The sequence below is a fragment of the Shimia sp. R10_1 genome (assembly GCF_017744095.1).
Taxonomy (GTDB): Bacteria; Pseudomonadota; Alphaproteobacteria; order Rhodobacterales; family Rhodobacteraceae; genus Shimia.
Genome location: NZ_JAGHQX010000004.1, coordinates 87684 through 114524 on the forward strand (window position 1 = coordinate 87684; position 26841 = coordinate 114524).

Consider the following 26841-nt stretch of genomic DNA (forward strand, 5'->3'; position numbering starts at 1 on the left):
CGCCTCATTGTGATGCTCAAAGAGCCAAAGCCTGGCCGCGTGAAAACGCGCTTGGGCCGCGACATCGGTATGACAGCCTCTGCATGGTGGTTCCGGCACCAATCTTCGGCCCTCTTGAAGCGACTGGAAGATCCACGCTGGGATCTCCTCCTTGCCGTGGCGCCAGATCGCGCTGGGCTGACCTCTCGTGTTTGGCCGAGCCACCTTCCCCGCATCCCTCAGGGTCAAGGCGATCTCGGCGCGCGTATGGCGCGCCAGTTTTATTCCATGCCTCCTGGACCTGTTTGTATCATCGGCGCTGACATTCCGGGGATCACGCCAGCGCGTATCAATGAGGCGTTTCGTGCGCTGGGCAATCATGATGCGGTTTTCGGGCCAGCGCCGGATGGCGGCTTTTGGCTGGTTGGCTTGAAGCGCAATGCGCCGCCGCCTCCGTCGCTGTTTGAAAATGTACGCTGGTCAACCGAACACGCATTGGCCGACAGCCGTGCAACACTGCCGGATGCGAAGATTGACACGGTTGCGACGCTTGCGGATGTGGACACAGCCGCAGATCTGGCGCGCGTGTAGTTTCTCACTCTGCAAGTATCCCGGCGATGAACGGAGCCGCAGGCCCAGGAGGGGGCTGAGCCTTTGATTTCTTCGCGTAGACCTCTCCGCCCGGCCGTGTTAGGCCAGCGTCATGCCTATGCCCTCCAAAGAGGAAGTTCTTGAGTGGATTTCCGAAAACCCGACCCTCACCTCTAAACGTGACATCGCCAAAGCCTTTGGCATCAAAGGTGCTGCGCGTATTGATCTGAAGCGGCTTCTGAAAGAGCTTGAAGCAGAGGGTCACCTGCAAAAACGGCGCAAGACCTATCGTGATCCCGATACGTTGCCCCCGGTTTCCGTGTTGCAAATTACAGGCCCCAATGATGACGGAGATCTCTTTGCCCGGCCATTGGAATGGCATGGCGAGGGAGAGGCACCTATCGTGTTGGTGCTCCCGCGTGCGTCCGACCCTGCTCTGGGGCAGGGGGATCGTATCTTGGGTCGTTTGACTGAGGTATCCGAAGAGAGTTTCCAATATGAAGCCCGGCTCATTCGCCGGATCGGCACCAATCCGCGCCGTGTCTTGGGGGTTTTCCGCAAGACCGCTGAAGGCGGGCGTATTGTCCCAATTGATAAGGGGGACGGCAAAGAGTGGTCCGTTGCCAGTGATCAAGCGGCGGGCGCAAAAGAAGGCGAGCTTGTTGAGGCGGAACAGATTGGCCCACGGGGGCGCCTTGGCTTGCCTCGCGCACGTATTGTCAGCCGTCTTGGTGATCCAAGCGCGCCCAAATCTGTTTCTCTGATCGCCATCCATCAGCATGGGATCCCTGACACCTTTCCTGATGACGTCGTTGCGGAGGCGGATAAAGCCAAACCTGCCCCGCTTGGGAAACGTGATGATTTGCGCGATATGCCATTTGTCACGATTGACCCTGCCGATGCACGCGATCACGATGATGCCTGTTGGGCCCATGCGGATGACGATCCCAAAAACGCGGGTGGACATGTGCTGTGGGTGGCGATTGCCGATGTGGCGCAATACGTGACGCCAGACACTGCGCTGGATCGCGAAGCGCGTAAACGTGGCAACTCCTCCTATTTCCCCGATCGCGTGGTGCCAATGTTGCCCGATCGCCTGTCTGGGGATCTTTGCTCTCTGCACGAAGGTGTGCCTCGCGCCGTTATTGCGCTGCGTATTCAGATTGACGCGCATGGCAAAAAGATCGGCCATCGTTTCTGTCGAGCGATGATCCGCTCCGTGGCGTCGCTGCATTATGGCGAGGTGCAGCAGGCCCAAGATGGGCATCCAAATGAGCGTTGCGCACCCCTTATGGAAAGCGTGATCACCCCGCTATATGCCGCTTATGCTGCGCTCACCAAAGCGCGCGAGGCGCGCCAGCCTCTGGCGCTGGATCTGCCAGAGCGCAAGATCGAGCTGTCTGACAAAGGCGATGTGCTTTCGGTAAATTTCCGGGATCGCTTTGACGCCCATAAGCTGATCGAAGAGTTCATGGTGCTTGCCAATGTCTGCGCCGCCGAAACGTTGATTGCGAAGGCCTCTCCACTTCTATTCCGCGTGCACGAAGAGCCAAGCCCCGAAAAACTCAATTCATTGCGCGACACGGCGCAAGCGGCCGGACTTACGCTGGCAAAAGGGCAAGTGCTGCAGACCCGGCATCTGAACCAACTCCTCGACGCTGCAGCAGGTACGGAACAGGCTGAGCTGATCAACCTGTCCACGCTGCGGTCGATGACGCAGGCCTATTATACCCCACAGAACTTTGGTCACTTTGGCCTAGCGCTGCGGGCCTATGCCCATTTCACCTCGCCGATCCGGCGTTATGCCGATCTGATCGTGCACCGGGCGCTGATCTCCGCGCATGGCTGGGGGGATGATGGCCTGACGCCGGAAACCATCGAGCGGCTTGAAAACACGGCAACCCATATTTCCGACACCGAGCGCCGCTCCATGCTGGCGGAGCGTGACACCACGGATCGATATCTCGCCGCCTATATGTCAGAGCGGATCGGCAATGAGTTCACTGGCCGGATCAGCGGAATTGCACGTTTTGGCGTCTTTGTGAAACTCGATGAAACCGGCGCCGATGGTCTGATCCCCATGCGTGAGCTAGGGCGGGAATATTTCCATTTTGATGCGGAAACCAATACGCTGACTGGCTCTGATACGGGGATCGTGATTGGTCTGGGCCAGCGCGTAACCACACGTTTAACCGAAGCTGCCCCAGTGACAGGGGGCATCGCACTGGAACTGATTTCGCTGGATGGCGAATTGGTGAAACGTGCGGGACGTGGCGGAAAAAACCGGCGCGGTGGTCCACCACGGCGCAAGGCCGCCAAGGCAAAGCACAAGGCGGCCAAGACCAAACGCAAGGTCACTCGGCGGCGGAAGTGAGCACCGGACGGTGGCGTGACATGTCTGGGTAGATGCTGGCGCGCACCCGATCAACATAGGGTTTGAAACGGGTGTTAGCCATCACCGCACGGCGCAAATCCGTGTCCGCGGGCAGGCGTTGGATCATGTCCAGAACCGGCGCAATCGTGGCGTCCGCTGCTGTGGGATGTGCGCCAAACAGAAAAGGCTGCCCCCCCAGTGTTGCGTCCAGTGCGGCAAGATCCTTGTCAAATCGCGCCTGTCTGTCTTCGGCAGAGAAACGTGCAATGCCCTGCGCCATAAGCGCCGACCGCACGCTTTCTTGTGCTTGATCTGCGAGCGTGTCTCTCAAATCGCTTGGCGCTTCGGCAAAGAAGGCTTCTCGCATGATTGGCCAAACGTCTGGATGCAACCAGCGATCATGCACCATGCCCAGAACAAGGCTATGTTCAACCATCGACTTCAGTGCATGCGCTTGGCAGATCTGTGTGTGTGACAAACCTGGGTAAAAGTCAGCGCCGCGCTCTGTCAGAAAATCCTCAATGTTGGAGCTATCCGGGATCAGACGCTCCTCATATCGCAAGAAAGGCAGCTTCCCGAGCGGCCCCTCGGTTACGTCGGTTGTGTACTCGGGTTGCCAGTCTTCTCCAGCCATTTCCAACAGGCACAGGGCTTTCAGACAAAATGGCGAATAAGTTGGCATGGCGGTATCGCCGGGGAACATAACGAGGTGCATGTCTTTCTCCTTGGTCAAATGCTGTGCAAGGAGTAACCGGGCCTCTTGTCAGTTTTTGTCAGTTGGGTGCAGTATCAGAAATTATGAGCCGTACCGATCGACTGTTCCAACTCATGCAAGCCTTACGGGATTTGCCGTCACCCGCCACAGCACACATCCTTGCGCAGGAAACGGGTGTTTCAGAGCGCACCATCTATCGTGATATCGACAGTCTGCGTGCGCTGGGGGCTGTGATTGATGGCGAGGCTGGGTTTGGCTTCACGCTGGTAGAAGATGCCACGCTGCCCCCTCTCGGGTTCTTGCCAGAAGAAATCGAAGCCTTGGTGGTCGGTTTAAACGAAGTGAGAGAAGTTGGTGATCCCGCACTTGCGGCCGCTGCACGGTCAGCTCTCAACAAACTGAAGTCTCGGCTTCCAGAGGGCCAATCTCATCGCCTTCAACACGCAGTTTTATCGGCACGTCGGTTTGAAAAACCGCCTGCGCCGGGCATTGACGCAAGTGTGTTGCGACAGGCAGCCTGGGAAGAGCGGACGGTGGGGTTTGACTATGCCGACGCACAGGGTGCTTACACAACACGCACCGCTGATCCTCTTTCGATTGTCTTCATGAAAACCGCACATTGTCTGTTGGCTTTCTGTCATCTGCGGAATGATTTCCGTGCGTTTCGTTTGGATCGCATGTCCAACCTGTTGGTAACTGAGCGTTCATTTCGGCCAAATCGTATCCCGATGTTGCGGGAATTTAAGCAGCGTTTGCACACAGAAAATACCAGATAGGCAAATCCTCGCGCTTGTTCTGTTGCGCGCTTTGTTGTTTTGCCGCAGCGCTGTACACTTTGGAAAACAGGCGAGGAGCGGTGCCATGTTGGCAAAAAAACGATGGGCAATCGGAATGATCTGCGCTGCAATGGCGACAGCGGCTTGGGCAAATCCACCCTCGCATTCTCTCCGCCCCGTTCTGCGCACAGTTGAGCCCAACCTTGCTGCATCAAACACTGTATCTGTTTCAGTCAGCGACAAAGGATTTTCCCGTTGGCTGAACAGCTATCGCAGCCGAGCGGTTCGTGCCGGGATCAGTGCGGCTGTTTTTGATCAGGCGTTTTCTGGAGTTCAGTACAACGCAGACGTGATCAAAAGAGATCGCAACCAAAGTGAGTTCACCAAAACCATTTGGGAATATCTCGACAGTGCGGTTTCGGATGCGCGCGTGAAAAATGGCAAAGCAGCCTTGCGCGAATACAGCGATACACTTCAGCGCATCGAAGCGCGGTATGGCGTGGACAAAGAGGTGGTTGTCGCGGTCTGGGGGCTGGAAAGCAATTATGGCACCTATCGTGGTAAAACGCCGATCATCGAAGCCTTGGCCACGCTTGCTTATGACGGTCGCCGAGGTGAGTTCTTTGAACAGCAGCTGACGGCAGCCTTGACGATTCTGCAAAACGGCGATGTTTCTGCACAGAACATGACTGGAAGTTGGGCGGGGGCTATGGGGCACACGCAGTTTATCCCGACTTCCTATCAGACATTTGCGGTGGATTTCACTGGCGATGGCAAGCGTGACATTTGGTCAGACGATCCCACGGATGCTCTTGCCTCTACGGCTGCTTATCTCAACAGATCTGGCTGGGTGTCGGGACAGCCCTGGGGGGTAGAGGTGAAGATTCCGCGTGATTTTGATTACGCCCTTGCCAGCCGTCAGATTCAGAAGCAGCCCTCAGAATGGGCGCGCCTTGGTGTGGTTGATATGCAGGGTCGGTCGGTTCAAAATCACGGTAAGGCTTCTCTGCTACTGCCTGCAGGCGGAAAGGGCGCTGCCTTTCTTATCTTCGAAAATTTCGCCGTGATTGAACGCTACAATACCGCTGATGCGTATGTGATCGGGGTCGGGCATCTGAGCGATCGCATTCAGGGCGGCCCCCCCATTCTCGGAAAGTGGCCGCGCGAAGATCGCGCTCTGACTTTCAATGAACGAAAAGAGTTGCAGCAACGTCTTTCTAAGGCGGGATTTGATACACAAAAGATAGACGGAAAGATCGGCCCATTGACCATTGAAGCGGTGCGTAAGTATCAGGATTCGGTTGGGCTTGACCCAGATGGATATGCGTCTCTGACACTGCTTAAAACGCTGCGCTGATCTCTCCCAATCCTAAGAAAAAGGCGGCCTCTGATCCCAGAGGCCGCCTTCTTTATCTGCTTTGTCTACCGTTTAGGAGGGCGACATGCCCCGCAGGCGCTCTGAACGCCGGCGCAGAAGCTCCACCGTGGTCAAAAGCGCGATAGAGATCGCAACCAAGATGGTCGCCACGGCCAGAATGGTCGGGCTGATTTGTTCGCGCAGGCCGGTGAACATCTGCCATGGCAAGGTCTGTTGCTTGGCTGAGCCCACAAAGATCACCACCACAACCTCGTCAAAAGAAGTGATGAAGGCAAACAGCGCGCCGGAGATCACGCCGGGCAGGATCAGAGGCATCTGTATGCGATAGAATGTGGTGACAGGGTTGGCGCCCATGCTGGCCGCAGCACGAGTAAGAGAATGGTCAAAGCCAACCAGCGTTGCGGTCACGGTGATGATCACAAAGGGAATTCCAAGCGCTGCGTGCGCCAGAACCACACCCCAGTAGGTGCCTGCAAGCCCCATCCGAGAGTAGAAGAAATACATGCCGGCTGCAGAGATAATCAGGGGCACGATCATCGGAGAGATCATCGTGGCCATGATGGCGCGGCGGAAAGGCACATGCGGTTGGCTGAGGCCGATGGCGGCCAATGTGCCCAGCGACACAGAGATCAACGTGGCCGCTGGTGCGATTTTCACCGAGTTCCAGAGGGCATCTTGCCAGTCGGGATTGCCGAAGAAATCCCGATAGTGTTTGAGCGAATAGCCTTCTGGATCAAAGCTCAGCATTTCCTTGGTGAAGGTGAAGAAGTCCTGTGCGTTAAAGCTCAGGGGGATCACCACCATGATGGGCGCGATCAGGAAGAAAAAGATCAGGCCACAGATGACACGGAAAGAGTAATACCAGGCACGCTGGCCGGTGGTTGCATATGGTGGAAGTGCGCTCATGTCCGTTACCCCAGCTTCACGTTGTCGATGCCGACGATCTTGTCATAGGCCCAATAGAGCACCAGAACGACCGCCAGAAGGATGGCCCCAAGCGCTGAGGCAAGACCCCAGTTGAGCGAGGTCGAGATGTGGAAGGCAATCTGGTTGGAGATGAAAGTGCCTTTGGTGCCGCCCACAAGCGCAGGCGTGATGTAATAGCCGATGGCAAGGATGAACACGAGGATCGACCCGGCGCCAATACCCGGCACGGTCTGCGGGAAATAGACCCGCCAGAAAGCTGTCCAATCAGTTGCGCCCAGAGATTTGGCCGCGCGCAGATAGGACGGGTTGATGGTTTGCATCACGGAATACATCGGCAGGATCATGAACGGCAGCAGGATGTGGGTCATGGCCACGATGGTGCCGAACTGGTTGTTGATGATCACAAGGCGGCTGTCATCGGCCACAAGTCCAACATAGACCAGGATGTCGTTGATCACCCCCTGTTGTTGCAGCAGGATTTTCCAGGCGGAGGTCCGCACCAGAAGCGATGTCCAGAACGGCAGCAACACCAGGATCATCAAGATGTTGGCCTTGCGCGCAGGGAGGTTGGCCAAAAGCCACGCCACCGGATAGGCCAACAGGATACAGCAAGATGTGATCGCCAGCGACATCCAGAGGGTGCGGCCCAACAGCTTCATGTAGATCTGCTCATCTTCCGGCCGCATTTCAGGACCGTCCGTACCGACCCGCATATCAACAGCATTGAGGAAGTAGCCGGATGTGATGGTGGGGGAATAGGTCTGGATTGTGCGCCAATTGTCGTGCTCGCCCCAGCCCTTGTTGATGTCGATCAGCTCTTCTTTCCAAGGGCCGCCTGCTTCAAGATCAAATTTCTTGGCTTTCCGGCCGGTCTTGCGGAACATGGAAGACATGCCGGGGTTTTCATAGTTCAGCCGCGTGCCGACCTTGGTGTGGATCTTGGCTTCGGCGGCTTCTTTGAGATCGGCGGCCAAAGCGGCATAGACCACCTCATCGGGCAACTCGCCTGTGCTTGCGTCCCAATCAGCGAGGGCTTCCACCGTGCGGGGAAGCGTGTTGGTCACGATGCCATTCTGTACCGAGCGATAGAGCATATCCACCACAGGCAGGATGAAGCTCACGAGAATGAAGATCAGCAGAGGGGCGATCAGCAGCAGCGCCCGGAGTTTCTGTCGCCGGAGTGCCCGCGCGAGACTGCGCTTGAGGGGCGTCCCGTCTGCGGCCAGAACCGGGCCGGCGGTATCGGTCATATCGCTCATAGTATCCCTGTCGGCTATTGCCGTTTGTGCGTTGCAAGTCTGCTTTGGCGCAGACGAACACCTATTTTTAGGTTGTTCTTATTTTGGAGGAGGGGGCCAGCTGTGGCCCCTTCCTAAATTTTGTCAGCTTAGGCTGGGATTATTTCGCCAGCCACGCTTCGAATTTCGCGTTCAGGTCATCGCGGTTGTCGGCCCACCATTCGTAGTCATAGATGTGTACGTTGGTTGCGTTGGCCGGATCGGTTGGCATGTGTGGTGCCATGTCGATGCCCAGTTCAGCGTGAGTGCCAACCAGCGGCGCAGAAGAGGCGCGGGCCGGACCGTAGGAGATGTACTTCGCCTGATCGGCCAGACGCTGGGTGTCGGTGGCGAACTTCAGGAAGTCCATCACACGCGCTTTGCGGTCTGCTGGCAGGCCTTCTGGAACAATCCAACCGTCCAGGTCAAAGGACTGCATGTCCCAGAGCATGCCAATTGGCTGGTTCTGCTCTGCGATGGCAGAGAACAGGCGGCCGTTGAAGGTGGAGCCCATCACAACTTCGCCGTCTGCCAGCAGCTGTGGGGTTTCTGCACCTGCGGTCCACCAGACAACCTGATCCTTGATGGTGTCGAGCTTGGCCAGCGCCTGGCTCACACCTTCGTCGGTGCCCAGCGTGTCATAGATGTCTTCTTTGGCCACACCGTCACAGAACAGCGCCCATTCCATGTTGTCGATTGGGCGTTTCTGCAAGGAACGCTTGCCTGGATACGCCTCCAAGTCGAACACATCACAAACAGACGTTGGCGCTGTGTCACCCACCAGGTCTGTGCGGTAGCCGAAGGTGGTGGAGTAAACGATCTGAGGGACAAAACACTCAGACACGAGCAGATCACCAAAGTCGTCTTCGGCAGAGGTGCCATCAGGCGCAGCTGCAAGATCGGCCGATGGGTCAATCTCTACAGCGAGACCTTCGTCGCACAGACGCATCGAGTCAGAGGCCACAACGTCGACCAGATCCCAGGTGACGTTGCCTGCTTCGTTCATGGCGCGCAGTTTGGCCACCGCTTCGGCAGAGCTTTCATCCCAGGTGACTTTCACTTCTGGGTGCATTTCCAGATAGGGCTCTACATAGGCTTTGATCTGGCTGGACTGGTAAGCACCGCCCCAAGACACCAGGGTCATTTCATTTGCCATTTCCTGGGCAAATGCTGCCGGGGCGCAAAGTGCGGTCGTTGCCGCCAGTGCTGCAAGTTTGGTGAGTTTCATAGAACACTCTCTCCTTGTTGGTTTTCTTTAATTTGTTTCTCTTGTCCCCCGGTCAATTTGGCGCCGGGGGTTTAAATCACATTTGTCAGGCGTCCAGCGCGCGACAATCTTGTGGCAGCCAGCCAATTTCGATTTGTTGCCCGGGCTGCAAACGTTCCACATCCGGCGCGTTCCGGGTTTTGATGACAAACTCATCATTGCCAGCCACCGATAGGCGCGTGCGGAAGATGTCACCCATATAGATGAACTCTTTCACTTCGGCTTTCAGCGTATGCGCGCCTTCTTGGATACGATCTTTGTTATATTCCACACGCTCTGGACGGATCGATACACGTGTGCGTGCGCCAGGTTTCACACTGTCGTGGACCGGCATCGCGTCAATCAATTCACCATCGTCGAGTTGGATCAACGCCAAACCGTTGTTGATTTCTTTGACGGTGCCTTCGAGCGTGTTGTTTTCACCGATGAACTGCGCAACGAAGCTGTTTTGTGGTGCTTCATACAGTGTGTCAGGTGGATCAAGCTGTTGAATACGGCCGTCATCAAATACGGCCACGCGATCAGACATCGTCAATGCTTCGGTCTGATCGTGGGTCACATAAACCGTTGTGATACCGAGGTTGTGTGCAAGGTTTGTGATTTCAAACTGCATCTTTTCGCGCAGCTGTTTATCCAGCGCGCCCAGCGGCTCATCCATCAGCACCAGCTCTGGTTCGAAAACCAGCGCACGTGCCAGCGCAACACGCTGCTGCTGACCACCGGAAAGCTGCGATGGACGACGACCACCAAAGGCCCCCATTTCCACCATGTCCAGCGCGCGCTTGATCTTCTCTTCGCGCTCTGTCTTGCCCATCTTGCGCACTTCCAGAGGGAAGCTCAGGTTCTCCGCAATCGTCATGTGCGGGAACAGGGCATAGTTCTGGAACACCATGCCGATGCCCCGCTTATGCGGTGGAATGTTGTTGATGGATGTACCACCGAGGCGTATGTCGCCATGTGTTGCGGTTTCAAAGCCTGCCAACATCATCAGACAAGTTGTCTTGCCCGATCCTGATGGTCCCAACATGGTGAGAAATTCGCCTCTCGGCAGGCTCAAGTTCAGATCTTTGACGACGAGTGTCTCACCATCATAGCTCTTTTGCACGCGGTCGAATTCGACAAACGCGCCGTTAGATGCACTATCAGCCAAAATAGGCTCCCTGTGTTTTTCAGTCGGCAGATTGTCTCTGCTCATCTATTTCAAGTGTAACCACACCTGCGTCTCAATGCGCAACACCGCAGTTCACTAAGGAAAGTCTGCCAGTCAATCGTGACCAACAAGGTCGGTTTGCGACGCATTGCGGATGATTTTCGCCAAAAACCGAGAGAGGTAAACCCGTAAAGCCAAAAATATTTTTTATATTCGGCTTTGAGTTGAACGTCTTTTTTCGGATGGGACGCAAAAAATCCCCGGAACGATGTCCCGGGGAGGCAGGTTTGATCAAAACTTGGGCGGTTATTGAAACAGCCCTTCGGCCTTGATCTGATCAAATGTCTGGTCAAGCGCGCGTCTGGCGCGTTCGATCAGAACATCTACGTCGGAAGGTTTCATGACGAGGGGGGGCGAAATGATCATGCGATCGCCGACATGGCGCATCACCAGATTGTTGGCAAAGCAGTGTTCGCGGCACTTATAACCAACCGTGCCTGTCTCTGCTGCAAATGGCGCGCGAGTTTCTTTGTTCGGTGTCAGCGCAATGGACCCCATCATTCCGACAATTTTGGCTTCCCCAACCAGCGGGTGATCTGCCAGCGCTTCCCACTTCTCTTTCAGATAGGGGGCAACGTCTTTCCGCACATGCTCAAGGATGTTTTCCTCTTCGAGGATACGCAGGTTCTCCAAAGCCACGGCACAAGCTACAGGATGGCCCGAGTAGGTGTAGCCGTGGTTGAATTCAGTTGCGCCGACAACGTTTGCCACCTCGTCACAAACGATGGATCCCCCAATAGGTGCATAGCCAGAGGATAGGCCCTTGGCGATCGACATGATGTGAGGGCGGATTCCCACCGTCTGACTGCCAAACCAATTTCCTGTGCGCCCAAATCCACAGATCACCTCATCAGCAATCAGCAGGATTTCGTACTTGTCGCAGATCCGCTGAATTTCGGGCCAATAGGTTTCCGGCGGCACAATCACGCCGCCAGCGCCTTGGATCGGCTCTGCGATGAAGGCCGCGACGCGGTCTTCGCCAAGCTCAAGAATAGCTTCTTCGAGTTCTTGCGCACGTTGGAGGCCAAATTCTTCTGGCGACAGGTCCCCGCCTTCTGCCCACCAGTTTGGTTGGTTGATGTGATGCACATCTGGGATAGGCAGGCTGCCTTGCTGGTGCATCGGCACCATACCGCCAAGGCTCGCACCAGCCATTGTTGAACCGTGATAGGCGTTCTTGCGGCTGATAAACACGGTCTTGCTTGGCTTGCCTTTCGCTGACCAGTAGTGGCGCACAAGCCGCATGTTTGTGTCATTGGCCTCAGAGCCTGACCCGGCAAAGAAGACGTGGTTGAGATCACCGGGCGCGAGCTCTGCCAATTTTTTGGAAAGGGCAATCACCGGCACATGGGTGGTTTTGAAAAACGTGTTATAATACGGCAGTTCGCGCATCTGGCGTGCTGCGGCTTCTGCCAGTTCTTCGCGCCCATAGCCAATGTTCACGCACCAGAGGCCGGCCATGGCATCGAGGATTTGCTCACCTTCACTGTCGGTAAGTGTCACACCCTGTGCCTGTGTGATGACACGGGCCCCTGCTTGATCAAAATCCGCCTGCGTAGAAAACGGGTGCATGTGATGCGCTGCATCCAGCGCCTGAAGCTCTGCCGTGGGCAGGTGATTTGTGATCATATTCATGTCAGTCCTCGCAGAGAAAATGGGCAGAAAGAATGCGGACAAACCCGCTTCATACATCTACACTCAAAAATATGATCAAATTTTGATTAGTCAATCACCTCGGCAAAACCGGTGCCTTCCAAAAGGGCTTCGCGGATCTGCTCCATCCCCTGAGTGACGTCTTGTCTGATGGCTTCCCCAGCAGCTTTTGCATCTTTTTTGTGCAGCGCTTCCAGAGCTGTTTTGTGGTTGTCAGGCAGGTTTTGCGTCCCCATCCGTCCACAAACCACACGCATTGATGGCCCAAACCTCAGCCACACACTGTTGGCCACATCCAGCAGAATCGGTGCAGCAGCGGCGTCGTAAAGCAATGCATGGAAATCGTAGTTGCGTCGTAGATATGCCGGCACATCACCGCGGGTTATGGCCTCGTCCAAACGCGTATCGATGGCCTCCAGCTGCGCGATCTGAGCGGCGGAAATACGAGCCGCAGCCAGTTCAGAAAGACGCGTTTCCACTGATTCTCTCAAGAAAATCAGATCGTCGATCGCATCCAATGTCATTAACGGGACCACAACACGCCGATTCCCCTGAAACTCCAGCGCCCCCTCACTGGTCAGGCGGCGAATGGCTTCGCGGATTGGCGTCATGCCCGCACCTGTGCGTTCAATCAATCCCTGAATGGTGACAGCTTGTCCCGGCGCAAGCTCGCCAAAAAGCACAGCATCTCGCAACTGCGCATAGACTTGCTGATGCACCGGCACGCGTGCGCTTTGCGCTTCTGTTTGTTCGATGGCTTGGGTCAAAACTTGCTTGCCTTCCATTTGTGCAATTCGTTGCAAAACCTTTGTTCGAACGGCGCCTTCAAAGTGGCACTTTGAACAAGGATATTGCCATAACGGAAAAACTTGATCAAATTAATCTCACATAAGTGACCGGGCTTTGAACTCGGCATCCAACGGGAGATCCTCATGAAGACACCCTTTATCACTCTTACTGCGACACTCGCGCTTACCACAGCTGCGCTGGCCGAAGAAGTCCGGGTCTACAACTGGTCCGACTATATTGATGAGGCATTGCTGGAGAAATTTGAATCCGAAACCGGCATCAAGCTGATCTACGACGTGTTTGACAGCAATGATGTGCTTGAAACGAAAATGCTCGCGGGCAACTCTGGCTATGACATCGTTGTGCCAACCGGTGCCTTTCTGCAGCGCCAGATTGCAGCAGGCGTGTTCCAGAAGCTCGACAAAGGCAAGCTGAGCAATATTGGCAACATGTGGGATGTGGTGGAGCAGCGCACCGCCAACTACGATCCCGGCAATGCCTATTCCATCAACTACATGTGGGGCACCACCGGCATCGGTGTGAACCTGAACAAGGTTAAGGAAGTGCTGGGGGAAGACGCTCCCATCGGTTCTCTGGACCTGATCTTCAATCCTGAAAACATGGAAAAGCTCGCCTCATGTGGTGTGCACATGCTGGACGCCTCTGATGAGATGATCCCAGCAGCTCTGGCCTACATCGGCGAAGACCCCACCAGTCAAGACAAAGACGTAATTGCCAAGGTGGAGCCAATCTTCACAGCGATTGCGCCCTACGTTCAGAAGTTCCACAGCTCAGAATACATCAATGGGCTCGCAAATGGTGATATTTGCGTGGCGATGGGCTGGTCGGGCGATATTCTTCAGGCGCGTGATCGTGCATGGGAAGCAGAGAACGGGGTAGAGATTGCCTACAATGCACCTTCCGAAGGCGCGTTGATGTGGTTTGACCAAATGGCCATTCCGGCGGATGCACCAAATCCAGAAGCTGCGCATAAATTCCTGAACTTTATCATGGAAGCGCAGAACATGGCGGATGCGTCTAACTATGTTTACTACGCAAACGGCAACCTCGCGTCTCAGGAACTGCTCGCTGAAGATGTGATTGGCGATCCGGCCATCTATCCAGACGAGGCGACGCTTGCAAATCTCTACACGGTCTCTCCTTACCCACCAAAGGTGCAGCGTGTCGTGACGCGTCTTTGGACGAAGATCAAATCCGGCATCTAATGCTGTGACGCCCATAGGCTCGCGCGATCAAAGCGCGGGCCTTCTTGCCGCACTCGTGAGCTTGCTCCCGCCCATCTTCGGAGACCACCATGGCGCTTGATGCCTTTGCCCCTTGGGAAGACCCAACCGCGAAACCCCTGATTCAGTTTCAGAATGTTACGAAACGGTTTGGCGATTTCACTGCGATTGACACTCTGAACATCGACATTTTCGAACGAGAGTTCTTTGCGCTTCTTGGGCCCTCGGGCTGTGGCAAAACCACGATGATGCGTATGCTTGCCGGTTTTGAAACACCCACAGAAGGCAGTATCTTGCTGGCTGGTCAAGATATTGCCCCTGTGCCGCCAAATAAGCGTGCGGTGAATATGATGTTTCAGTCTTACGCACTGTTCCCGCACCTGAGTATCTGGGAAAACATCGCCTTTGGCTTGCGCCGCGATCGTCTGCCCAAAGATCAGATCGCCGCTCGTGTCGAAGAAATGTTGCGTTTGACCCGACTGGAGAAATTTGCCAGTCGCAAACCGCACCAAATTTCCGGTGGTCAGCGCCAGCGCGTGGCGCTTGCACGGTCTTTGGCAAAGGCGCCGAAACTGCTCCTGCTTGATGAACCCCTTGGCGCGCTCGACAAAAAACTGCGCCAAGAAACGCAGTTCGAATTGATGGACATTCAGGAAAAAACCGGCACGACTTTTGTGATTGTTACCCACGATCAAGAAGAAGCGATGACAGTCGCAAGCCGCGTCGCCGTAATGGATCACGGGCAGATCATTCAAGTTGCAACACCTGATGTGATCTACGAAGCGCCAAACTCCACATATGTTGCCGACTTCATCGGAGAGGTAAATCTGATCACGGGCAAGGCGGATCCAAAAGGTGACGCTCTGCACATGCATTGGGCGGAGGCGCAGCCTGCCATCGTGGGCGCACCGCTCGAAGGTGCACAGGCCGGGCAAGAGCTGCATTACGCAATACGGCCTGAAAAAGTCTCTATTTCAGCGGAAAAACCGACAGATGCGGCAAACGCTGTGCAAGGTAAGGTGCTCGACATAGCGTACCTTGGCAACATTTCCACCTATCATGTGGAGCTCGCTGGCGGACAGATCATCAAAGCACAAGCCGCCAACAGCCGGCGCATTTCTCGGCGAGCGTTCACTTGGGAAGACGACGTATGGCTCAGCTGGACCGCCACCGCTGGCGTCTTCCTGGAGCGTTAAAAGATGCGTCGCCTCCTGATCGTCATTCCCTATGTCTGGTTGCTGGCGCTTTTCATTGTGCCGTTCCTGATCGTTTTCAAAATTTCGCTGTCCGACACCGCAATCGCCATTCCACCGTATACGCCCACACTGGACGTTTCAGCGGGTTTTGGCGCGATTAGAGACTTCTTTTTGGAGTTGGACTGGGAAAACTATATTTGGCTGACCGAAGATGATCTTTATTGGAAAGCCTATCTCTCCAGCTTAAAGATCGCGCTGATATCGACATTTCTGACGCTGCTTGTTGGTTATCCGATTGCCTATGGGATGGCGCGCGCTCCCGAAGAATGGCGCGCTATGTTGTTTATGCTGGTGATCCTACCGTTTTGGACAAGTTTCCTGATCCGGGTCTATTCGTGGATGGGGATCCTCAGTCAGGAGGGCTATCTCAACCAATTCCTGCTCAGCATCGGCGTCATCAGCGAACCTTTGGTGATCTTGAACACCAACATCGCTGTCTACATCGGCATTGTGTATACCTATCTGCCGTTCATGATCCTTCCGATTTACGCAGCGTTGGAAAAGCTCGATATAAGCCTTCTGGAGGCTGCCGAAGATCTCGGGTGTTCACGCTTTTCCGCGTTTTGGTTGATCACGGTACCGCTCTCCAAACAGGGGATCATCGCGGGCAGTTTCCTTGTCTTCATCCCAACCATCGGCGAATTTGTGATCCCTTCTTTGCTTGGCGGCTCACGCACTCTGATGATCGGGAAGGTTCTGTGGGAGGAGTTCTTCTCCAACCGCGACTGGCCGGTTGCCAGCGCAGTGGCTGTCGTACTTCTACTGATTTTGATCATTCCCATCGTGCTTTTCCAACGCAATGAGCAAAAACAGAGGGAGGCAGGCAAATGAGGCAGATGTCCTGGTTCAACGTCACCTCACTTACGCTGGGGTTCGCGTTTCTCTATCTTCCTATGCTGATCCTCATGATCTTCAGCTTCAATGAAAGCAAACTCGTCACTGTTTGGGCTGGATTCAGCACAAAATGGTACGTTGAGTTGATCAACAATCGCGCGTTTTTGGATGCGGCTTGGGTGACTTTGAAGGTTGCTTTCATCAGCTCCACACTGGCGACGGTGCTGGGCACGATGGCGGCGATCGTGATGGTGCGCGCAGGTCGCTTTCGCGGGCGCACACTGTTCTCCGGCATGATCTACGCCCCTATGGTGATGCCCGAAGTGATCACCGGCCTTTCGCTGCTATTGCTGTTCATCAGTCTGGGCATGGATCGCGGGGTATTCACCATCGTGCTAGCGCACACAACGTTTTCTATGTGCTATGTCTCTGTTGTCGTGAGTTCCCGCTTGGTGAGCTTTGATCAATCTCTCGAAGAAGCTGCGCTTGATTTGGGATCGACACCGTTTGAAGCTTTCCGCCTTGTGACACTTCCCATCATCGCCCCATCTGTCGTCTCCGGATGGCTTTTGGCGTTCACACTTTCGCTGGATGATTTGGTGATCGCCTCCTTCACCTCCGGTCCTTCCGCAACCACCTTGCCGATGAAAATCTGGTCGTCTGTTCGCCTTGGCGTCAGTCCGGAAATCAACGCGCTTTCCACCATCATGATCCTTGTGGTCGCGGTGGGTGTGGTCACTGCGTCGCTCATCAACAAACGCAACGTACTGCGCCAAAGACGCGAAGAAGCCGCCGCTGCCAAGCTCGCATGACCGGGATTTGTGACCCATTCGCTTATGGCGAAGGTCCGCTTGAAAGCTGCTTTTGGGCCGAAACAGTCTCGATTCAAAACAGGCCCTCTCTTTCCGGCCATGCAGAAAGGGAGGTTGCCGTTGTCGGCGCTGGGGTAACAGGGCTGAATACAGCGCTTCAACTGGCGAAGGCGGGCGTCTCGGTTGCTGTAGTCGATGCAAAACAGGTGGGGTGGGGCGCTTCAGGACGCAATGGCGGCTTTTGTTGCTTGGGTGGCGCAAAAGCTTCGCACACCAGTTTGAGAAAGCGATTTGGCCAGGAGGCACTGTCTGATTACCTCCAGACAGAGCGCGCCGCCGTAGACCATGTGGAGCAGCTCTTGTCACAGCATGCATGGCAAGTGGACCGTCATTCTCAAGGCGAAACGCTGCTGGCCCACAACACGCGCGTCGCGGCCACATTGCCAGCTGAAGCCGCAGAGTTTGAGCGCACCTATGGCCTTAAAGCGCAGGTGATTGACGCGTCAGACCTTGCTGGGCACGGGTTGGGCGCCACTTTTTACGGCGCGCTTACGCTGCCAATTGGTTTTGCGCTCAACCCGCGCAAGTACTTAAAAGGACTGGCAGACGCGGCGGAAGCTGCTGGCGCGGAGGTGTATTGCGACACCAAAGTGTCAGAAATTACGCAGGTTGCGGGGCGTTGGCAGCTGCGCACCCCGCAAGGAAACCTCAGTGCCAAAAAACTTGTAATCGCAACCAATGGCTATTCTAGCGAGCATATTCCGGCTTGGTTGGCTGGGCGTTATTTGCCCGCTCAATCCAGTGTGATTGTCACGCGCGTGCTCACAAGGTCCGAGCAGCAGTTGCAAAACTGGACCTCCGCTCAGATGGCGTACGACAGTCGCAATTTGCTCCACTACTTCCGCCTTATGCCAGACGGTCGTTTCCTCTTTGGCATGCGCGGCGGATTGGCAACAACCCGCCGTGCACACAGCGCCATAAAGCAGCAAATCAAACAAGACTTTGCGCGACTGTTCCCTGCCTGGTCTGCTGTTGAAACGCCCCACTTCTGGAGTGGTTTTGTGTGCTACAGCCGTGCGCTCACCCCATTTGCAGGGGCCGTTCCTGGCGCGGAAGGTCTGTATGCCGCTTTCGCGTATCACGGCAATGGTCTGGCAATGGGAAGCTATGCTGGCGCGCTTTTGGCTCAAGACATATTGGGAGGATGCGCGCTACGCCATCCCGACATTATGCGCGCTACACCAGGTCGTTTTCCTCTTGGTCGGGCCCGCCGCCTGTTGATGTATCCGGCCTATCTTTTCTACAAACTCAAGGATCTTTGAAGCGCCTCGCATTCAAGCGTTACGCCCGTGGCATAGTCAGGTTGCCCATTTTCTGATTGCCACTGGCAATACGCTGCCATGCGTGCGTGGTAAAACGGCGCGAGAGCCCGATACCGTTCCGCGGATTCTCTATCCGCGTAACGCGCCAAAAACGTCTCTGTTTCAGCTAAACTCAGCGGTTTTTTACGATACAACATCTGCATTGCCGGGGACAAGAAAACAGCGATATCCTCGCATGGATCACCCGCTGCAGGGCATTGCCAGTCTATCAGGTGCAGACCTGAATCGTTCTTGATGAGATTTCCGGGCACAATGTCACTGTGCAAAAGCACGGTCTTTCCAGATCGTGAAATTCTTTGGGTCGGCAATCGACGCAAAGCGTCCGGGGTTTGCAAGCAGCGGTGCAGGATTTCTTCGATTTGTGTGCAAAGCTCATCTGACCCATCCGCTATTTTTCGCAAGCCGGCAGGCGGTGCGATCTGATGCAAAGTGTGCATCAGATGGGCAACTGCGCCAGTATCAGAATGCCAGGTTTCTCCGGGAATATGTTCATAGACGTTGCAATGGCCATCTTCCGTCTCGAAAGAACCACAAGCTTTTGGTGTCAGGTTCAAATCTTCCAGAAGGTCCAACAATCGCGCTTCCGCGAGAGGGTCATTGGGAAACAGGGGGTTTTGCGCTGCGCCGCGATAGAGTTTCAAAACCACATCTGGTCGATCGCAACAGATCCCGCGCCAAGCCACGTTTGTACGTCCACCGTAGAGCGCCTCCCAAGATATAGCAGGCGAAGTATGCGGCAGAGCACGGGCAAACGCCGCGATCACCGATAGAGGCGGGGAGGGGGGCAATTTTTGCAGCGCGGCGTTCCTTCAAAGAGCGCCGCGACGCTAATTCACACTCGCGTCAGGGGCAAGCCTCAGCTTGGCTGACGCAGTGAAAGCACCTTGTCAGAGCCAAATTCAACGCCACCAGGTGCAACGAGAACCACGCCATCCGTGCCGGTGCGCGCTTCTGTGACACGCGTATAGACATCCGCATGCACACGATCCAGAAGTTCGTCCTTCGCGTAGCTTTCGGTCTCAAAACTATAGAGACCATTGGCAAACTTGCTGCCTGAATCGTTTACCCCGACCCAGTCCAGTGTTTTGGCTTCAGGATCAATTGAGAACCTTTGAACCTCAGTGCCATTTTCGTCTTTGACGATCAGATACGCTTTGTCGGCTTTCGAATTGGTGTTTGGCACCACTTCAATTGGGCTGCCAGAGAAATGTGCCGGAGCGCTGACACGTGCATCCATGCCAACCCAGTTTGTCAAACTGCTCAGTCCCATTGTGGTCAGCTGCGTACCCAGGTTGGTCAGCAATGTGTTTGTCAGTGTTTGTTGCTCTACAGTCGAGAATTGCGCCAGCTGAGTCGCGAACTCTGTTGAATCCTGCGGGTTCAGCGGGTCTTGGTTCTGCATCTGTACGGACAACATTTTCAGAAACGTCTCAAAATCAGACGAGAGCGCGGCCTCATTCTGATTTGCTGCCGCGGCCTGTGAAGCGGTTGCAGAGCGCGACGTGGTCGCAGTTGTTGAAGGGGTTACGGCGTCCATCGGGATCTCCTAAAGGCGGATGTCAACGCCGCTGCTTGCGGCGGAAAGTTGTGAGTTTTGTTGCGCTGCCAATGTGATGGAGGCGTCTGCTTGGGCAGAGTCACCGCGCGACGAATCGCCTTGCCCACCGTCACCCTGACCAAACTCATTGTCCATTTGGGCCTGTTTGCTGGAGCCATCGCTGCCGCCTTGTTCAAAAGAGAACGAGACATCCTGATAGCCCATCTCCATGAAGTCTTTGCGCAGCAAATCCATGTGACGACGCATCAGTTCGGTTGTCGCTTGGCTATCTGCGCTGATGGTCACCGCCATCACCCCGCCGGTCTCAGCCAAAGACATACGCACTTTGCCAAGTTCGGGCGGATCCATTGTGAGCTCGATCAGATTTTTGTCGCTGGTTTTGACCGCGTCGGCAATCTGGCGCACCACATAGGCGGGATTAGGTGCGTTGTTGGCCAGCCGCGCCTGAGATGCCGCTTCTTGCGTGTTCATGATTCCGCGTGCGCTCATGCTGCTTTCTTCCAATGCAGCAGTCAAAACAGCTTCCGCAGCCTGAACTGGGGGTGTTTCGCTCTTTGTTAAAGCAGAGGGTGAGCCAGCGTGCACCTGCTCCATGATGGCGCGGGCCTGCATTTGCTGTGTGGTCGAAATGGTTGGCGTGGACGGAGCTTCCGACTTGGACGTTTGTGTTTGCGCATCAGCATCCGCGTCGACCTCGATTCGCGCGCTCCTTTGCGGGGAGCTTTCCTGCGCCAGCTGATCAACCATCGCTTTTTGTGCGGCAGTGGCTGTGGGCGCGATTGTTTGCGCCTGTTGGCCACTTTTGTTGCGCACCTGCACCTGCATCGGATCAAGCCCTTCAGGGGCTTCGGCAGCCAATTGTGCGGATTTGCCGTCTGCAGTCTGTGCTGCTTCAGCGGCCTTCGCTGCCGCTGCCGCTGCCGCTGCCGCTGCGGCTTGCGACTCGCCTGACGCTTGTTTCGCCAGTGCCGCGGTGTTTTGGGGTTGGGCAACAGTCACCTCAGTTGTCGCCTTTTCACCCTGCGCCTGCGTCGCCATACGCATCATGGCAGCGGTCTCCGTTGCGTTTAGCGCTGCACGTTTGTCAGTGCCCCGCAAAGGCGCCTCAGCCTCCGCATCAGCGTGATCTGGCGCTTCCGTCGCTGCAAAATCGGCCTCTTCCGAAGTTTCTTTTTCAGAAGAAGGCTTGCTCTTTTGGGGAGCCGAATCGCCTTCGACGGGCGCATCTTCTGCGCGGTCGCTCTTCGTTTCTGCTGTGTTGGGAAGATCGTCAGACGGGCGGTCTTTCGCACCGTCCATATCCTCATAAACATCAGAAAAACCGCTGTTTTCCTGATTTGCATTCGTCTGTTTCTTAGATGCGGCGGCTGCCGGTTGGGCGGGCTGCGGCGCAAGTACAGGCATGTTCATCCTAGGGCCTCCGGGAATTCTTCCACCGGGATCTCCCTAGCGCACCTTTCCTTACCACTTCTTTACCGTCCTCGGTCACAACGGAAAAACATGTGTAACCCGCGAGGCAAGAAATGCTCCACAATACGGCCCCAGTCGCGGTCCCGGTTGCGCCCAGTGCTCAGCCGGTCCGTCCGCTACCCACTGCTCAGGAGGAAGCGCTGCGCAGCGCTGCCAATGAGCTTGAAGTCACCTTTCTGGCTGAAATGCTAAAATCTGCCGGTCTCGGCAAAACCAGCGAATCCTTTGGCGGGGGGGCAGGCGAAGATCAGTTTTCCTCTTTCCTGCGTCAGGAACAGGCCCGCGCCATGGTCGACTCTGGGGGCATCGGCCTCTCCGAATCGTTTTTCAATGCCTTAAAGGAGCGTGCCAATGTCTGAAGACACCACTGTTGATCTCGTCGAATCGCTGACAACTCTCTTGGAAGAAGAGCGCAGCATCCTGATTGAGGGAAAGCTTGATGCGCTCGAAGCGCTGCTTGCCCGCAAAGAAGCCCTCTTTGAAGAGCTTGAGGAGCTGCAAGAAGAAGATCCCATTGATCTTGATACACTTGCGCCCCTGCAAGATCTCTTCCGCCGCAATCACGCTTTGTTGGAATCGACTCAGAGCGGACTGCGCGCAACTCAGGAGCGTATGGGCACAATGCGTCGCGTGCGCACCTCTTTGGAAACCTACACCAACACAGGTCAACGTCAGGCTGTTCAAATGAGCGCCGGTCAACGTGTTGAAAAGAGAGCATAATTTCAACTCTCGCAAGTTTAGTTAAAATGCCAGTGATTGCGGGGTTCGTGTTTAGGAAAGCGTTAGCACTTATCCCGCCATGTTGAACCCGCACTCCACAGAGGGTGGCACCGAGCCGGACAACCGGCGGTACATGTCAGAATGACGTTCAGGAGCGTTCCCACGAAGGGACGCAAAATACAAACCGGCGCAAAAGCGCCATATATATTAGGTATAGGAAAGCCATGACCAGCCTTCTGACAAACAACGGCGCAATGGTTGCGCTGCAAACCCTGAAATCTGTAAACTCCAGCCTGTCTGAAACTCAGGGTCAAATCTCCACTGGTAAGAAAGTGGACAATGCCAAGCAGAACGCGTCTGTTTGGGCGATCTCCAAGACCATGGAATCTGACGTAAACGGCTTCAAATCCGTGCAGGAAAGCCTTGCGCTCGGTGAATCCACTGTTGCAGTTGCCCGTCAGGCCACTGAAACTGTGACCGAGCTGTTGGGCCAGGTAAAAGAGCGTATCGTTTCCGCACAGGGCGACAACGTTGACACCGGTAAACTGCAGAAAGAGATTGAATCGCTGACAGGCCAGATTGAATCTGTTGTTGGCGCGGCGCAGTTCAACGGCCTGAACCTCGTGGACGGCAACACCACATCCACAGATGTTCTGTCGTCTCTTGATCGTGCGTCTGATGGCAGCGTGTCTTCGTCTAGCATCACCGTGTCTGGTGCAAACCTGTCGACAGGTGGTTATACCGCGAAAAACGTTTTTGGTGCCACCACTGGTGTAACTTCTGACGGTGACGTGGCAGGTTTCGGTCTTGATAAAACTGGTGGTACTGATGACCTGGTCATCGACAGCTCGGGTGCTGCTTTTGCTGCCGGTGATACCATCAGTGTGACCATCAACGATCAAGTCGCTTCTTACACAGTAAGTGCGGATGACATCGATGCAACCTACACTGCAGCAAACACCGATGCTCTGGTCGCGGCTGGACTGAAGGCGGCGATTGACGATCTGGGCATCACCGGCCTGACTGCCAGCTTCGATGGTTCCGGTACGTTGGCTCTCGCAACTGGCGCTGGCACACCAGCAGATCCAGCAGCTGACACCGACCTTGTGATTTCCGCGCAGTTTGAAAATGCGGGTTCTGGTGGTCTTGGCCTGTTGTCTGACATCGACGTCGAAAATGATCCAGCAACAGCACTTGCCAACATCGAAGGCATGATTACTCGTGCCATCGACGCAACTGCTGCATTTGGTACTGTTGAGAACCGTATCAGCATTCAGAAAGACTTTGTGTCTAACCTGTCTGACTCTGTGAAATCCGGTATCGGCTCTCTGGTCGATGCGGATATGGAAGAAACTTCTGCACGTCTGCAGGCGCTTCAGGTTCAGCAACAGCTGGCGACCCAGTCGCTGTCTATCGCGAACCAGGGCCCACAGCAGCTGCTGTCCCTCTTCCGTTAATGGATCTGGGTGGGGGCGCCACGCGCGCCCCCATTCCATCCATTAAATCGCCCTTCCGCACCACTATTCAGGGAATTCTGACGTGACCCCAAACGCGCTTGCCAAAAAGGCATACAGTCAAGCTTCTGCACCAACCAGAACAGCGGGGAAACTCGAATACGATGTGATCGCACGCATTACCCATAAGTTGAAAGAAGCGGCCAAAAAGGGCAAAAAACGCGGATTTCCGGCATTAGTGGAAGCTATCCACGAAAATCGCCAGCTTTGGACACTGCTTGCCACTATGGTGGCAGATAAAGACAACGAACTGCCCAAAGAGCTGCGCGCTCAGATTTTCTACCTTGCCGAGTTTACAAATCATCATAGCACCAAGGTGCTGGCGGGCGACGCCAATGTACGCCCCCTTCTTGAAGTCAATACCGCCATTTTGCGCGGTCTTCGAAGCGGAGCAGCAGCAGCATGAGCGGCCTTGTTCTTAAATTGAGCCCGAAAGAGCGGGTTCTGGTCAATGGAGCAGTGATTGAAAACGGCGACCGCCGGTCTCGTCTCTCCATCATGACCCCAAATGCCAACATCCTGCGCCTGCGGGATGCCATCCACCCTGAAGAGGCGAACACTCCGGTGCGCCGCGCCTGCTACTCCTTGCAGCTTGTGCTGTCCGGTGACGCGGACTCCGACGATCTGGAACGTACGTTGCTGCGTCACATCGAGGATCTCAGCCAGGTGTTTACCGATCATGACAGCCGTCGCCAAATTGCCATGGCAACCGAAGCTGTGATTGGCGGGCGGCACTATCAGGGCCTCAAGGCGCTGCGGTCCCTCTTGCCACGTGAAGAGCGTTTGATGGCGGTGGCACGTCAATGACCTATCAGCCGATTGTCGTTGGAACAGGTCTCGTTGCATGGGGTTTCATGCAACGAACCATGGAGACTCAAACCGAAGCGTTTGAAAACTCTTTTGTGGTCAAACGCGATCTCGACTACTTTGCCGAAAACATCGGCAAAATTGAGAACGCCGAAGATCTGGTCAACGATCGTCAGCTTCTAAGTGTCGCGCTGGGCGCCTTTGGCCTTGAGGACGACATCAACAGTAAGTTTTTCGTCAAGACCATTCTGGAAGAAGGGTCACAGGCAGACGACGCGCTTGCAAACCGGCTGGCGGATACGCGGTACCGCGAATTCGCAGAGGCGTTCGGTTTTGGGGATCTTGGCGGTCCATGGCACAAAACGCCAGGATTTGCCGAAGAAATTCGTGAGGGTTATGTTGCGCGACAGTTTGAGAAAGCTGTTGGTGAACAAGATGAAAACCTACGTTTTGCAATGAACACCATTCGCGAGCTTGACGACATCGCTGTGTCTGGCAACAGCGACAACACCAACTGGTTCACAGTGATGGGCAACCCGCCGCTGCGCAAGGTGTTCGAAACAGCCTTTGGCCTTCCGACAGAATTCGGGTCACAAGATCTGGATACGCAGCTGAACACGTTTCGTGAGCGACTGAAGGATCTGACAGGTGACGGAGAGATTTCTCAGTTTGTCTCCACAACGTCTCGCGATGAGCTTGTGCAGCGATTTTTGCTCATGTCAGAAATCAACAATGTGTCGGTCGCCAGCTCTGGTCAGATCGCGCTGACATTGCTTTCTTATTGAGCAAGCACATACCGACTTTGCACTGTCGCAATACAGTCGCGTTACCGACGCAATACAGATGCTATACCGACGTTGGTTTTAAGAGAAAAAGGCGCGCTTTCCAGCGCGCCTTTTCTATATTTAGACACCACGTGCCCCTGCACGTCTCAGCAGCAAAGTCAGCTTGGCAAAGGCGTTGTCTATGGAGGCGCTCTGCCCATCTGCGAGGTAGGTATCAAGCTCTGGCCAGGCCGTAATCGCCACATCCAAATTAGGGTCTGATCCAGCGGCATAGAGCCCCGCACGGATCATTGTGGCGGACTGCTCATAAGCCCCCAAAAGCTTGCGAGCCTCTGAAATCACAGCGTTTTCTGTCTGAGTCGCACAATGCGGCAAGCTGCGAGAAACAGAGCGCAGCAGGTCGACCGCTGGGTAGCGCCCTCGCTCTGCAATCTTGCGATCCAGCACCACATGCCCATCCAAAACACCGCGCAGAATGTCTGCAATCGGCTCATCCATATCCGACCCCGCCACCAGAACGCTGAAAATCCCGGTAATGTCACCTTGGCTGTCCAGCCCTGGCCCCGCGCGTTCACAAAGTGACATGATCATATGCGACGTAGACGGCGGATAGCCTCGCAGCGCTGGCATTTCTCCGGCAGCAACGGCCACTTCACGGTGTGCTTCAGCGAATCGTGTGATCGAATCCGCCATAAAAATCACGTGTTTACCCTGATCGCGGAAGTGTTCTGCAACGCTCATTGCTGCCAGTGCGCAACGCCTGCGTACGAGCGGCGATTGATCAGATGTTGCGGCCACAACGATGGAGCGTTTTAGCCCCTCAGGGCCCAAAACGTGCTCCACAAATTCACGCAGCTCTCGCCCACGTTCACCAATCAAGGCGATGACCGCAATGTCACCCGTCATGTGGCGCGCGAACTGCCCCATCAGGCTCGACTTCCCGACGCCTGAACCTGCAAACAAACCAATGCGTTGCCCCCTCACGATCGGCAGCATCGTGTTGAACACCGCCATCCCGGTCTCAAGCCGCTCTCCGAGTGCACGACGGGCAGCTGGCGGGGGAGGGCTGTTTTTGAGTGGGCGCATCTCTGGTCCACGCAACAAAGGCTTTCCATCCAATGGGTTACCATAAGGGTCAATGATACGGCCAATCCACGCATCCGAGGGGGCGATTCCGATTTGATCTCTCAGAGACACGCGATCTCCGATGGACACGCCATCGGGCGCTGCATCAGGTAACATCGTGATATCTTTGCTGTGCAACTGGATGACTTCGCCTGAGATTTTACGCTCATCTTGAAGTGTCACCTCAAGCAGATCACCGATTCGGGCGACCGAATTGAGGGCACGTACCCTTAGTAGGTTGCCTTCTACCGCGCAAACCCGGCCTATATCTTTGATTGGGCGCACTCTTTTAAGTTCTGCGCTCAGGCTTTCTAGCCCTTTTGTGTCCATTGGATTCTCCAAAGCTCGTACGAAACACTTTCTAAAGGAATCAGGGTTAAGCCTTGCTTTAAGTTGTT

General features: G+C 55.2%; 25 protein-coding genes and 1 pseudogene. 15 read left to right on the forward strand and 11 right to left on the reverse strand.

Translation table 11 applies throughout. From position 1 onward, the window contains the following. Positions 1-12: 12 nt before the first annotated feature. The gene (locus J7413_RS09330) at positions 13-570 is read left to right on the forward strand and encodes a TIGR04282 family arsenosugar biosynthesis glycosyltransferase (protein WP_209098040.1); all 558 of its coding nucleotides are present in this window, start codon (positions 13-15) and stop codon (positions 568-570) included. A 112-nt stretch (positions 571-682) separates the two neighbouring features. Continuing rightward, positions 683-2944, forward strand: a complete 2262-nt coding sequence (gene rnr, locus J7413_RS09335; protein WP_209097813.1) for a ribonuclease R — start codon at positions 683-685, stop codon at positions 2942-2944. On the opposite strand, the gene J7413_RS09340 is transcribed toward rnr, so the two are convergent. Then, positions 2925-3659 (reverse strand): glutathione S-transferase family protein, encoded by a 735-nt coding sequence (locus tag J7413_RS09340; protein ID WP_209097814.1) that lies wholly within the window; start codon positions 3657-3659, stop codon positions 2925-2927. The genes rnr and J7413_RS09340 overlap by 20 nt on opposite strands. An 83-nt stretch (positions 3660-3742) precedes the next feature. Here J7413_RS09340 and J7413_RS09345 point away from each other — a divergent pair, with 83 nt between their 5' ends. Then, positions 3743-4435 (forward strand): YafY family protein, encoded by a 693-nt coding sequence (locus J7413_RS09345; protein ID WP_209097815.1) that lies wholly within the window; start codon positions 3743-3745, stop codon positions 4433-4435. A gap of 85 nt (positions 4436-4520) precedes the next feature. After that, complete coding sequence (locus tag J7413_RS09350; RefSeq protein ID WP_247743433.1) at positions 4521-5792, forward strand: lytic murein transglycosylase; 1272 nt, start codon at positions 4521-4523, stop codon at positions 5790-5792. A gap of 72 nt (positions 5793-5864) precedes the next feature. On the opposite strand, the pseudogene J7413_RS09355 reads toward J7413_RS09350, so the two are convergent. From J7413_RS09355 to J7413_RS09380, 6 genes and pseudogenes are all read right to left on the reverse strand, one after another. Next, positions 5865-6710: pseudogene (locus tag J7413_RS09355) on the reverse strand (ABC transporter permease); the annotation flags it as partial. Positions 6711-6724: 14 nt separating this feature from the next. Further along, a complete protein-coding gene (locus J7413_RS09360) occupies positions 6725-7999 on the reverse strand; it encodes an ABC transporter permease (protein WP_209097817.1) in 1275 nt (424 codons plus the stop codon). A gap of 139 nt (positions 8000-8138) precedes the next feature. Then, positions 8139-9245 carry an extracellular solute-binding protein gene (locus J7413_RS09365; RefSeq protein WP_209097818.1) on the reverse strand — a complete coding sequence of 369 codons (1107 nt, stop codon included), beginning with the start codon at positions 9243-9245 and terminating at the stop codon, positions 8139-8141. An 85-nt stretch (positions 9246-9330) separates the two neighbouring features. Further along, positions 9331-10434: an ABC transporter ATP-binding protein gene (locus J7413_RS09370; RefSeq protein ID WP_209097819.1), complete on the reverse strand. Its 1104-nt coding sequence runs from the start codon at positions 10432-10434 to the stop codon at positions 9331-9333. Between the two features lie 306 nt (positions 10435-10740). Then, a complete protein-coding gene (locus J7413_RS09375; RefSeq protein ID WP_209097820.1) occupies positions 10741-12129 on the reverse strand; it encodes an aspartate aminotransferase family protein in 1389 nt (462 codons plus the stop codon). A gap of 86 nt (positions 12130-12215) precedes the next feature. After that, positions 12216-12932, reverse strand: a complete 717-nt coding sequence (locus J7413_RS09380) for a GntR family transcriptional regulator (RefSeq protein ID WP_209097821.1) — start codon at positions 12930-12932, stop codon at positions 12216-12218. Between the two features lie 147 nt (positions 12933-13079). Between J7413_RS09380 and J7413_RS09385 the strand changes: the two genes are divergently transcribed. The 5 genes from J7413_RS09385 to J7413_RS09405 all read left to right on the forward strand — a co-directional run bounded on the left by J7413_RS09385 (position 13080) and on the right by J7413_RS09405 (position 18404). Then, a complete protein-coding gene (locus J7413_RS09385; protein ID WP_209097822.1) occupies positions 13080-14162 on the forward strand; it encodes a polyamine ABC transporter substrate-binding protein in 1083 nt (360 codons plus the stop codon). Between the two features lie 89 nt (positions 14163-14251). Continuing rightward, entirely contained in the window at positions 14252-15376 is a 1125-nt protein-coding gene (locus J7413_RS09390; RefSeq protein ID WP_209097823.1) for an ABC transporter ATP-binding protein, read from the forward strand. A gap of 3 nt (positions 15377-15379) precedes the next feature. Next, positions 15380-16267, forward strand: a complete 888-nt coding sequence (locus tag J7413_RS09395; RefSeq protein ID WP_209097824.1) for an ABC transporter permease subunit — start codon at positions 15380-15382, stop codon at positions 16265-16267. Next, positions 16264-17082 carry an ABC transporter permease gene (locus J7413_RS09400; RefSeq protein ID WP_209097825.1) on the forward strand — a complete coding sequence of 273 codons (819 nt, stop codon included), beginning with the start codon at positions 16264-16266 and terminating at the stop codon, positions 17080-17082. The genes J7413_RS09395 and J7413_RS09400 overlap by 4 nt, the downstream gene beginning before the upstream one ends. Further along, on the forward strand, positions 17079-18404 hold the full coding sequence (locus J7413_RS09405) for an FAD-binding oxidoreductase (RefSeq protein WP_209097826.1): 1326 nt from the start codon (positions 17079-17081) through the stop codon (positions 18402-18404). The genes J7413_RS09400 and J7413_RS09405 overlap by 4 nt, the downstream gene beginning before the upstream one ends. Here J7413_RS09405 and J7413_RS09410 read toward each other — a convergent pair. The 3 genes from J7413_RS09410 to J7413_RS09420 form a co-directional block, all read right to left on the reverse strand. Then, a complete protein-coding gene (locus tag J7413_RS09410; RefSeq protein ID WP_348538739.1) occupies positions 18383-19228 on the reverse strand; it encodes a phosphotransferase in 846 nt (281 codons plus the stop codon). The two genes, J7413_RS09405 and J7413_RS09410, sit on opposite strands and share 22 nt — an antisense overlap. A 92-nt stretch (positions 19229-19320) precedes the next feature. Beyond that, a complete protein-coding gene (locus tag J7413_RS09415; protein WP_209097828.1) occupies positions 19321-20001 on the reverse strand; it encodes a flagellar hook capping FlgD N-terminal domain-containing protein in 681 nt (226 codons plus the stop codon). Positions 20002-20010: 9 nt separating this feature from the next. Then, entirely contained in the window at positions 20011-21432 is a 1422-nt protein-coding gene (locus J7413_RS09420; protein ID WP_209097829.1) for a flagellar hook-length control protein FliK, read from the reverse strand. A 113-nt stretch (positions 21433-21545) separates the two neighbouring features. Here J7413_RS09420 and J7413_RS09425 point away from each other — a divergent pair, with 113 nt between their 5' ends. The 6 genes from J7413_RS09425 (at position 21546) to J7413_RS09450 (ending at position 25318) form a co-directional block, all read left to right on the forward strand. Next, positions 21546-21851 carry a rod-binding protein gene (locus J7413_RS09425; protein ID WP_209097830.1) on the forward strand — a complete coding sequence of 102 codons (306 nt, stop codon included), beginning with the start codon at positions 21546-21548 and terminating at the stop codon, positions 21849-21851. Further along, positions 21844-22212: a flagellar biosynthesis protein FlgN gene (locus J7413_RS09430; RefSeq protein ID WP_209097831.1), complete on the forward strand. Its 369-nt coding sequence runs from the start codon at positions 21844-21846 to the stop codon at positions 22210-22212. The genes J7413_RS09425 and J7413_RS09430 overlap by 8 nt, the downstream gene beginning before the upstream one ends. A 224-nt stretch (positions 22213-22436) precedes the next feature. Continuing rightward, a complete protein-coding gene (locus J7413_RS09435; protein ID WP_209097832.1) occupies positions 22437-23669 on the forward strand; it encodes a flagellin in 1233 nt (410 codons plus the stop codon). A gap of 82 nt (positions 23670-23751) precedes the next feature. After that, a complete protein-coding gene (gene flaF / locus J7413_RS09440; protein ID WP_209097833.1) occupies positions 23752-24132 on the forward strand; it encodes a flagellar biosynthesis regulator FlaF in 381 nt (126 codons plus the stop codon). After that, positions 24129-24533 carry a flagellar biosynthesis repressor FlbT gene (flbT, locus tag J7413_RS09445; protein ID WP_209097834.1) on the forward strand — a complete coding sequence of 135 codons (405 nt, stop codon included), beginning with the start codon at positions 24129-24131 and terminating at the stop codon, positions 24531-24533. The genes flaF and flbT overlap by 4 nt, the downstream gene beginning before the upstream one ends. 47 nt (positions 24534-24580) lie before the next feature. Continuing rightward, positions 24581-25318: a DUF1217 domain-containing protein gene (locus J7413_RS09450; RefSeq protein ID WP_209097835.1), complete on the forward strand. Its 738-nt coding sequence runs from the start codon at positions 24581-24583 to the stop codon at positions 25316-25318. Between the two features lie 120 nt (positions 25319-25438). On the opposite strand, the gene J7413_RS09455 is transcribed toward J7413_RS09450, so the two are convergent. After that, positions 25439-26773, reverse strand: coding sequence for a FliI/YscN family ATPase (locus J7413_RS09455; RefSeq protein WP_209097836.1), 1335 nt, complete (start codon positions 26771-26773; stop codon positions 25439-25441). Between the last annotated feature and the right edge of the window lie 68 nt (positions 26774-26841).

Coding starts and splice junctions, on each gene's coding strand:
- J7413_RS09380 (WP_209097821.1), bottom strand. CDS start 12,932: ATGGAAGGCAAGCAAGTTTTGACCCAAGCCATCGAACAAACAGAAGCG.
- J7413_RS09430 (WP_209097831.1), top strand. CDS start 21,844: ATGTCTGAAGACACCACTGTTGATCTCGTCGAATCGCTGACAACTCTC.
- J7413_RS09385 (WP_209097822.1), top strand. CDS start 13,080: ATGAAGACACCCTTTATCACTCTTACTGCGACACTCGCGCTTACCACA.
- J7413_RS09435 (WP_209097832.1), top strand. CDS start 22,437: ATGACCAGCCTTCTGACAAACAACGGCGCAATGGTTGCGCTGCAAACC.
- J7413_RS09400 (WP_209097825.1), top strand. CDS start 16,264: ATGAGGCAGATGTCCTGGTTCAACGTCACCTCACTTACGCTGGGGTTC.
- J7413_RS09455 (WP_209097836.1), bottom strand. CDS start 26,773: ATGGACACAAAAGGGCTAGAAAGCCTGAGCGCAGAACTTAAAAGAGTG.
- J7413_RS09405 (WP_209097826.1), top strand. CDS start 17,079: ATGACCGGGATTTGTGACCCATTCGCTTATGGCGAAGGTCCGCTTGAA.
- J7413_RS09420 (WP_209097829.1), bottom strand. CDS start 21,432: ATGAACATGCCTGTACTTGCGCCGCAGCCCGCCCAACCGGCAGCCGCC.
- J7413_RS09450 (WP_209097835.1), top strand. CDS start 24,581: ATGCAACGAACCATGGAGACTCAAACCGAAGCGTTTGAAAACTCTTTT.
- J7413_RS09330 (WP_209098040.1), top strand. CDS start 13: ATGCTCAAAGAGCCAAAGCCTGGCCGCGTGAAAACGCGCTTGGGCCGC.
- J7413_RS09375 (WP_209097820.1), bottom strand. CDS start 12,129: ATGAATATGATCACAAATCACCTGCCCACGGCAGAGCTTCAGGCGCTG.
- J7413_RS09350 (WP_247743433.1), top strand. CDS start 4,521: ATGTTGGCAAAAAAACGATGGGCAATCGGAATGATCTGCGCTGCAATG.
- flbT (WP_209097834.1), top strand. CDS start 24,129: ATGAGCGGCCTTGTTCTTAAATTGAGCCCGAAAGAGCGGGTTCTGGTC.
- J7413_RS09345 (WP_209097815.1), top strand. CDS start 3,743: ATGAGCCGTACCGATCGACTGTTCCAACTCATGCAAGCCTTACGGGAT.
- J7413_RS09365 (WP_209097818.1), bottom strand. CDS start 9,245: ATGAAACTCACCAAACTTGCAGCACTGGCGGCAACGACCGCACTTTGC.
- J7413_RS09390 (WP_209097823.1), top strand. CDS start 14,252: ATGGCGCTTGATGCCTTTGCCCCTTGGGAAGACCCAACCGCGAAACCC.
- J7413_RS09340 (WP_209097814.1), bottom strand. CDS start 3,659: ATGCACCTCGTTATGTTCCCCGGCGATACCGCCATGCCAACTTATTCG.
- rnr (WP_209097813.1), top strand. CDS start 683: ATGCCTATGCCCTCCAAAGAGGAAGTTCTTGAGTGGATTTCCGAAAAC.
- J7413_RS09395 (WP_209097824.1), top strand. CDS start 15,380: ATGCGTCGCCTCCTGATCGTCATTCCCTATGTCTGGTTGCTGGCGCTT.
- J7413_RS09415 (WP_209097828.1), bottom strand. CDS start 20,001: ATGGACGCCGTAACCCCTTCAACAACTGCGACCACGTCGCGCTCTGCA.
- J7413_RS09360 (WP_209097817.1), bottom strand. CDS start 7,999: ATGAGCGATATGACCGATACCGCCGGCCCGGTTCTGGCCGCAGACGGG.
- J7413_RS09425 (WP_209097830.1), top strand. CDS start 21,546: ATGCTCCACAATACGGCCCCAGTCGCGGTCCCGGTTGCGCCCAGTGCT.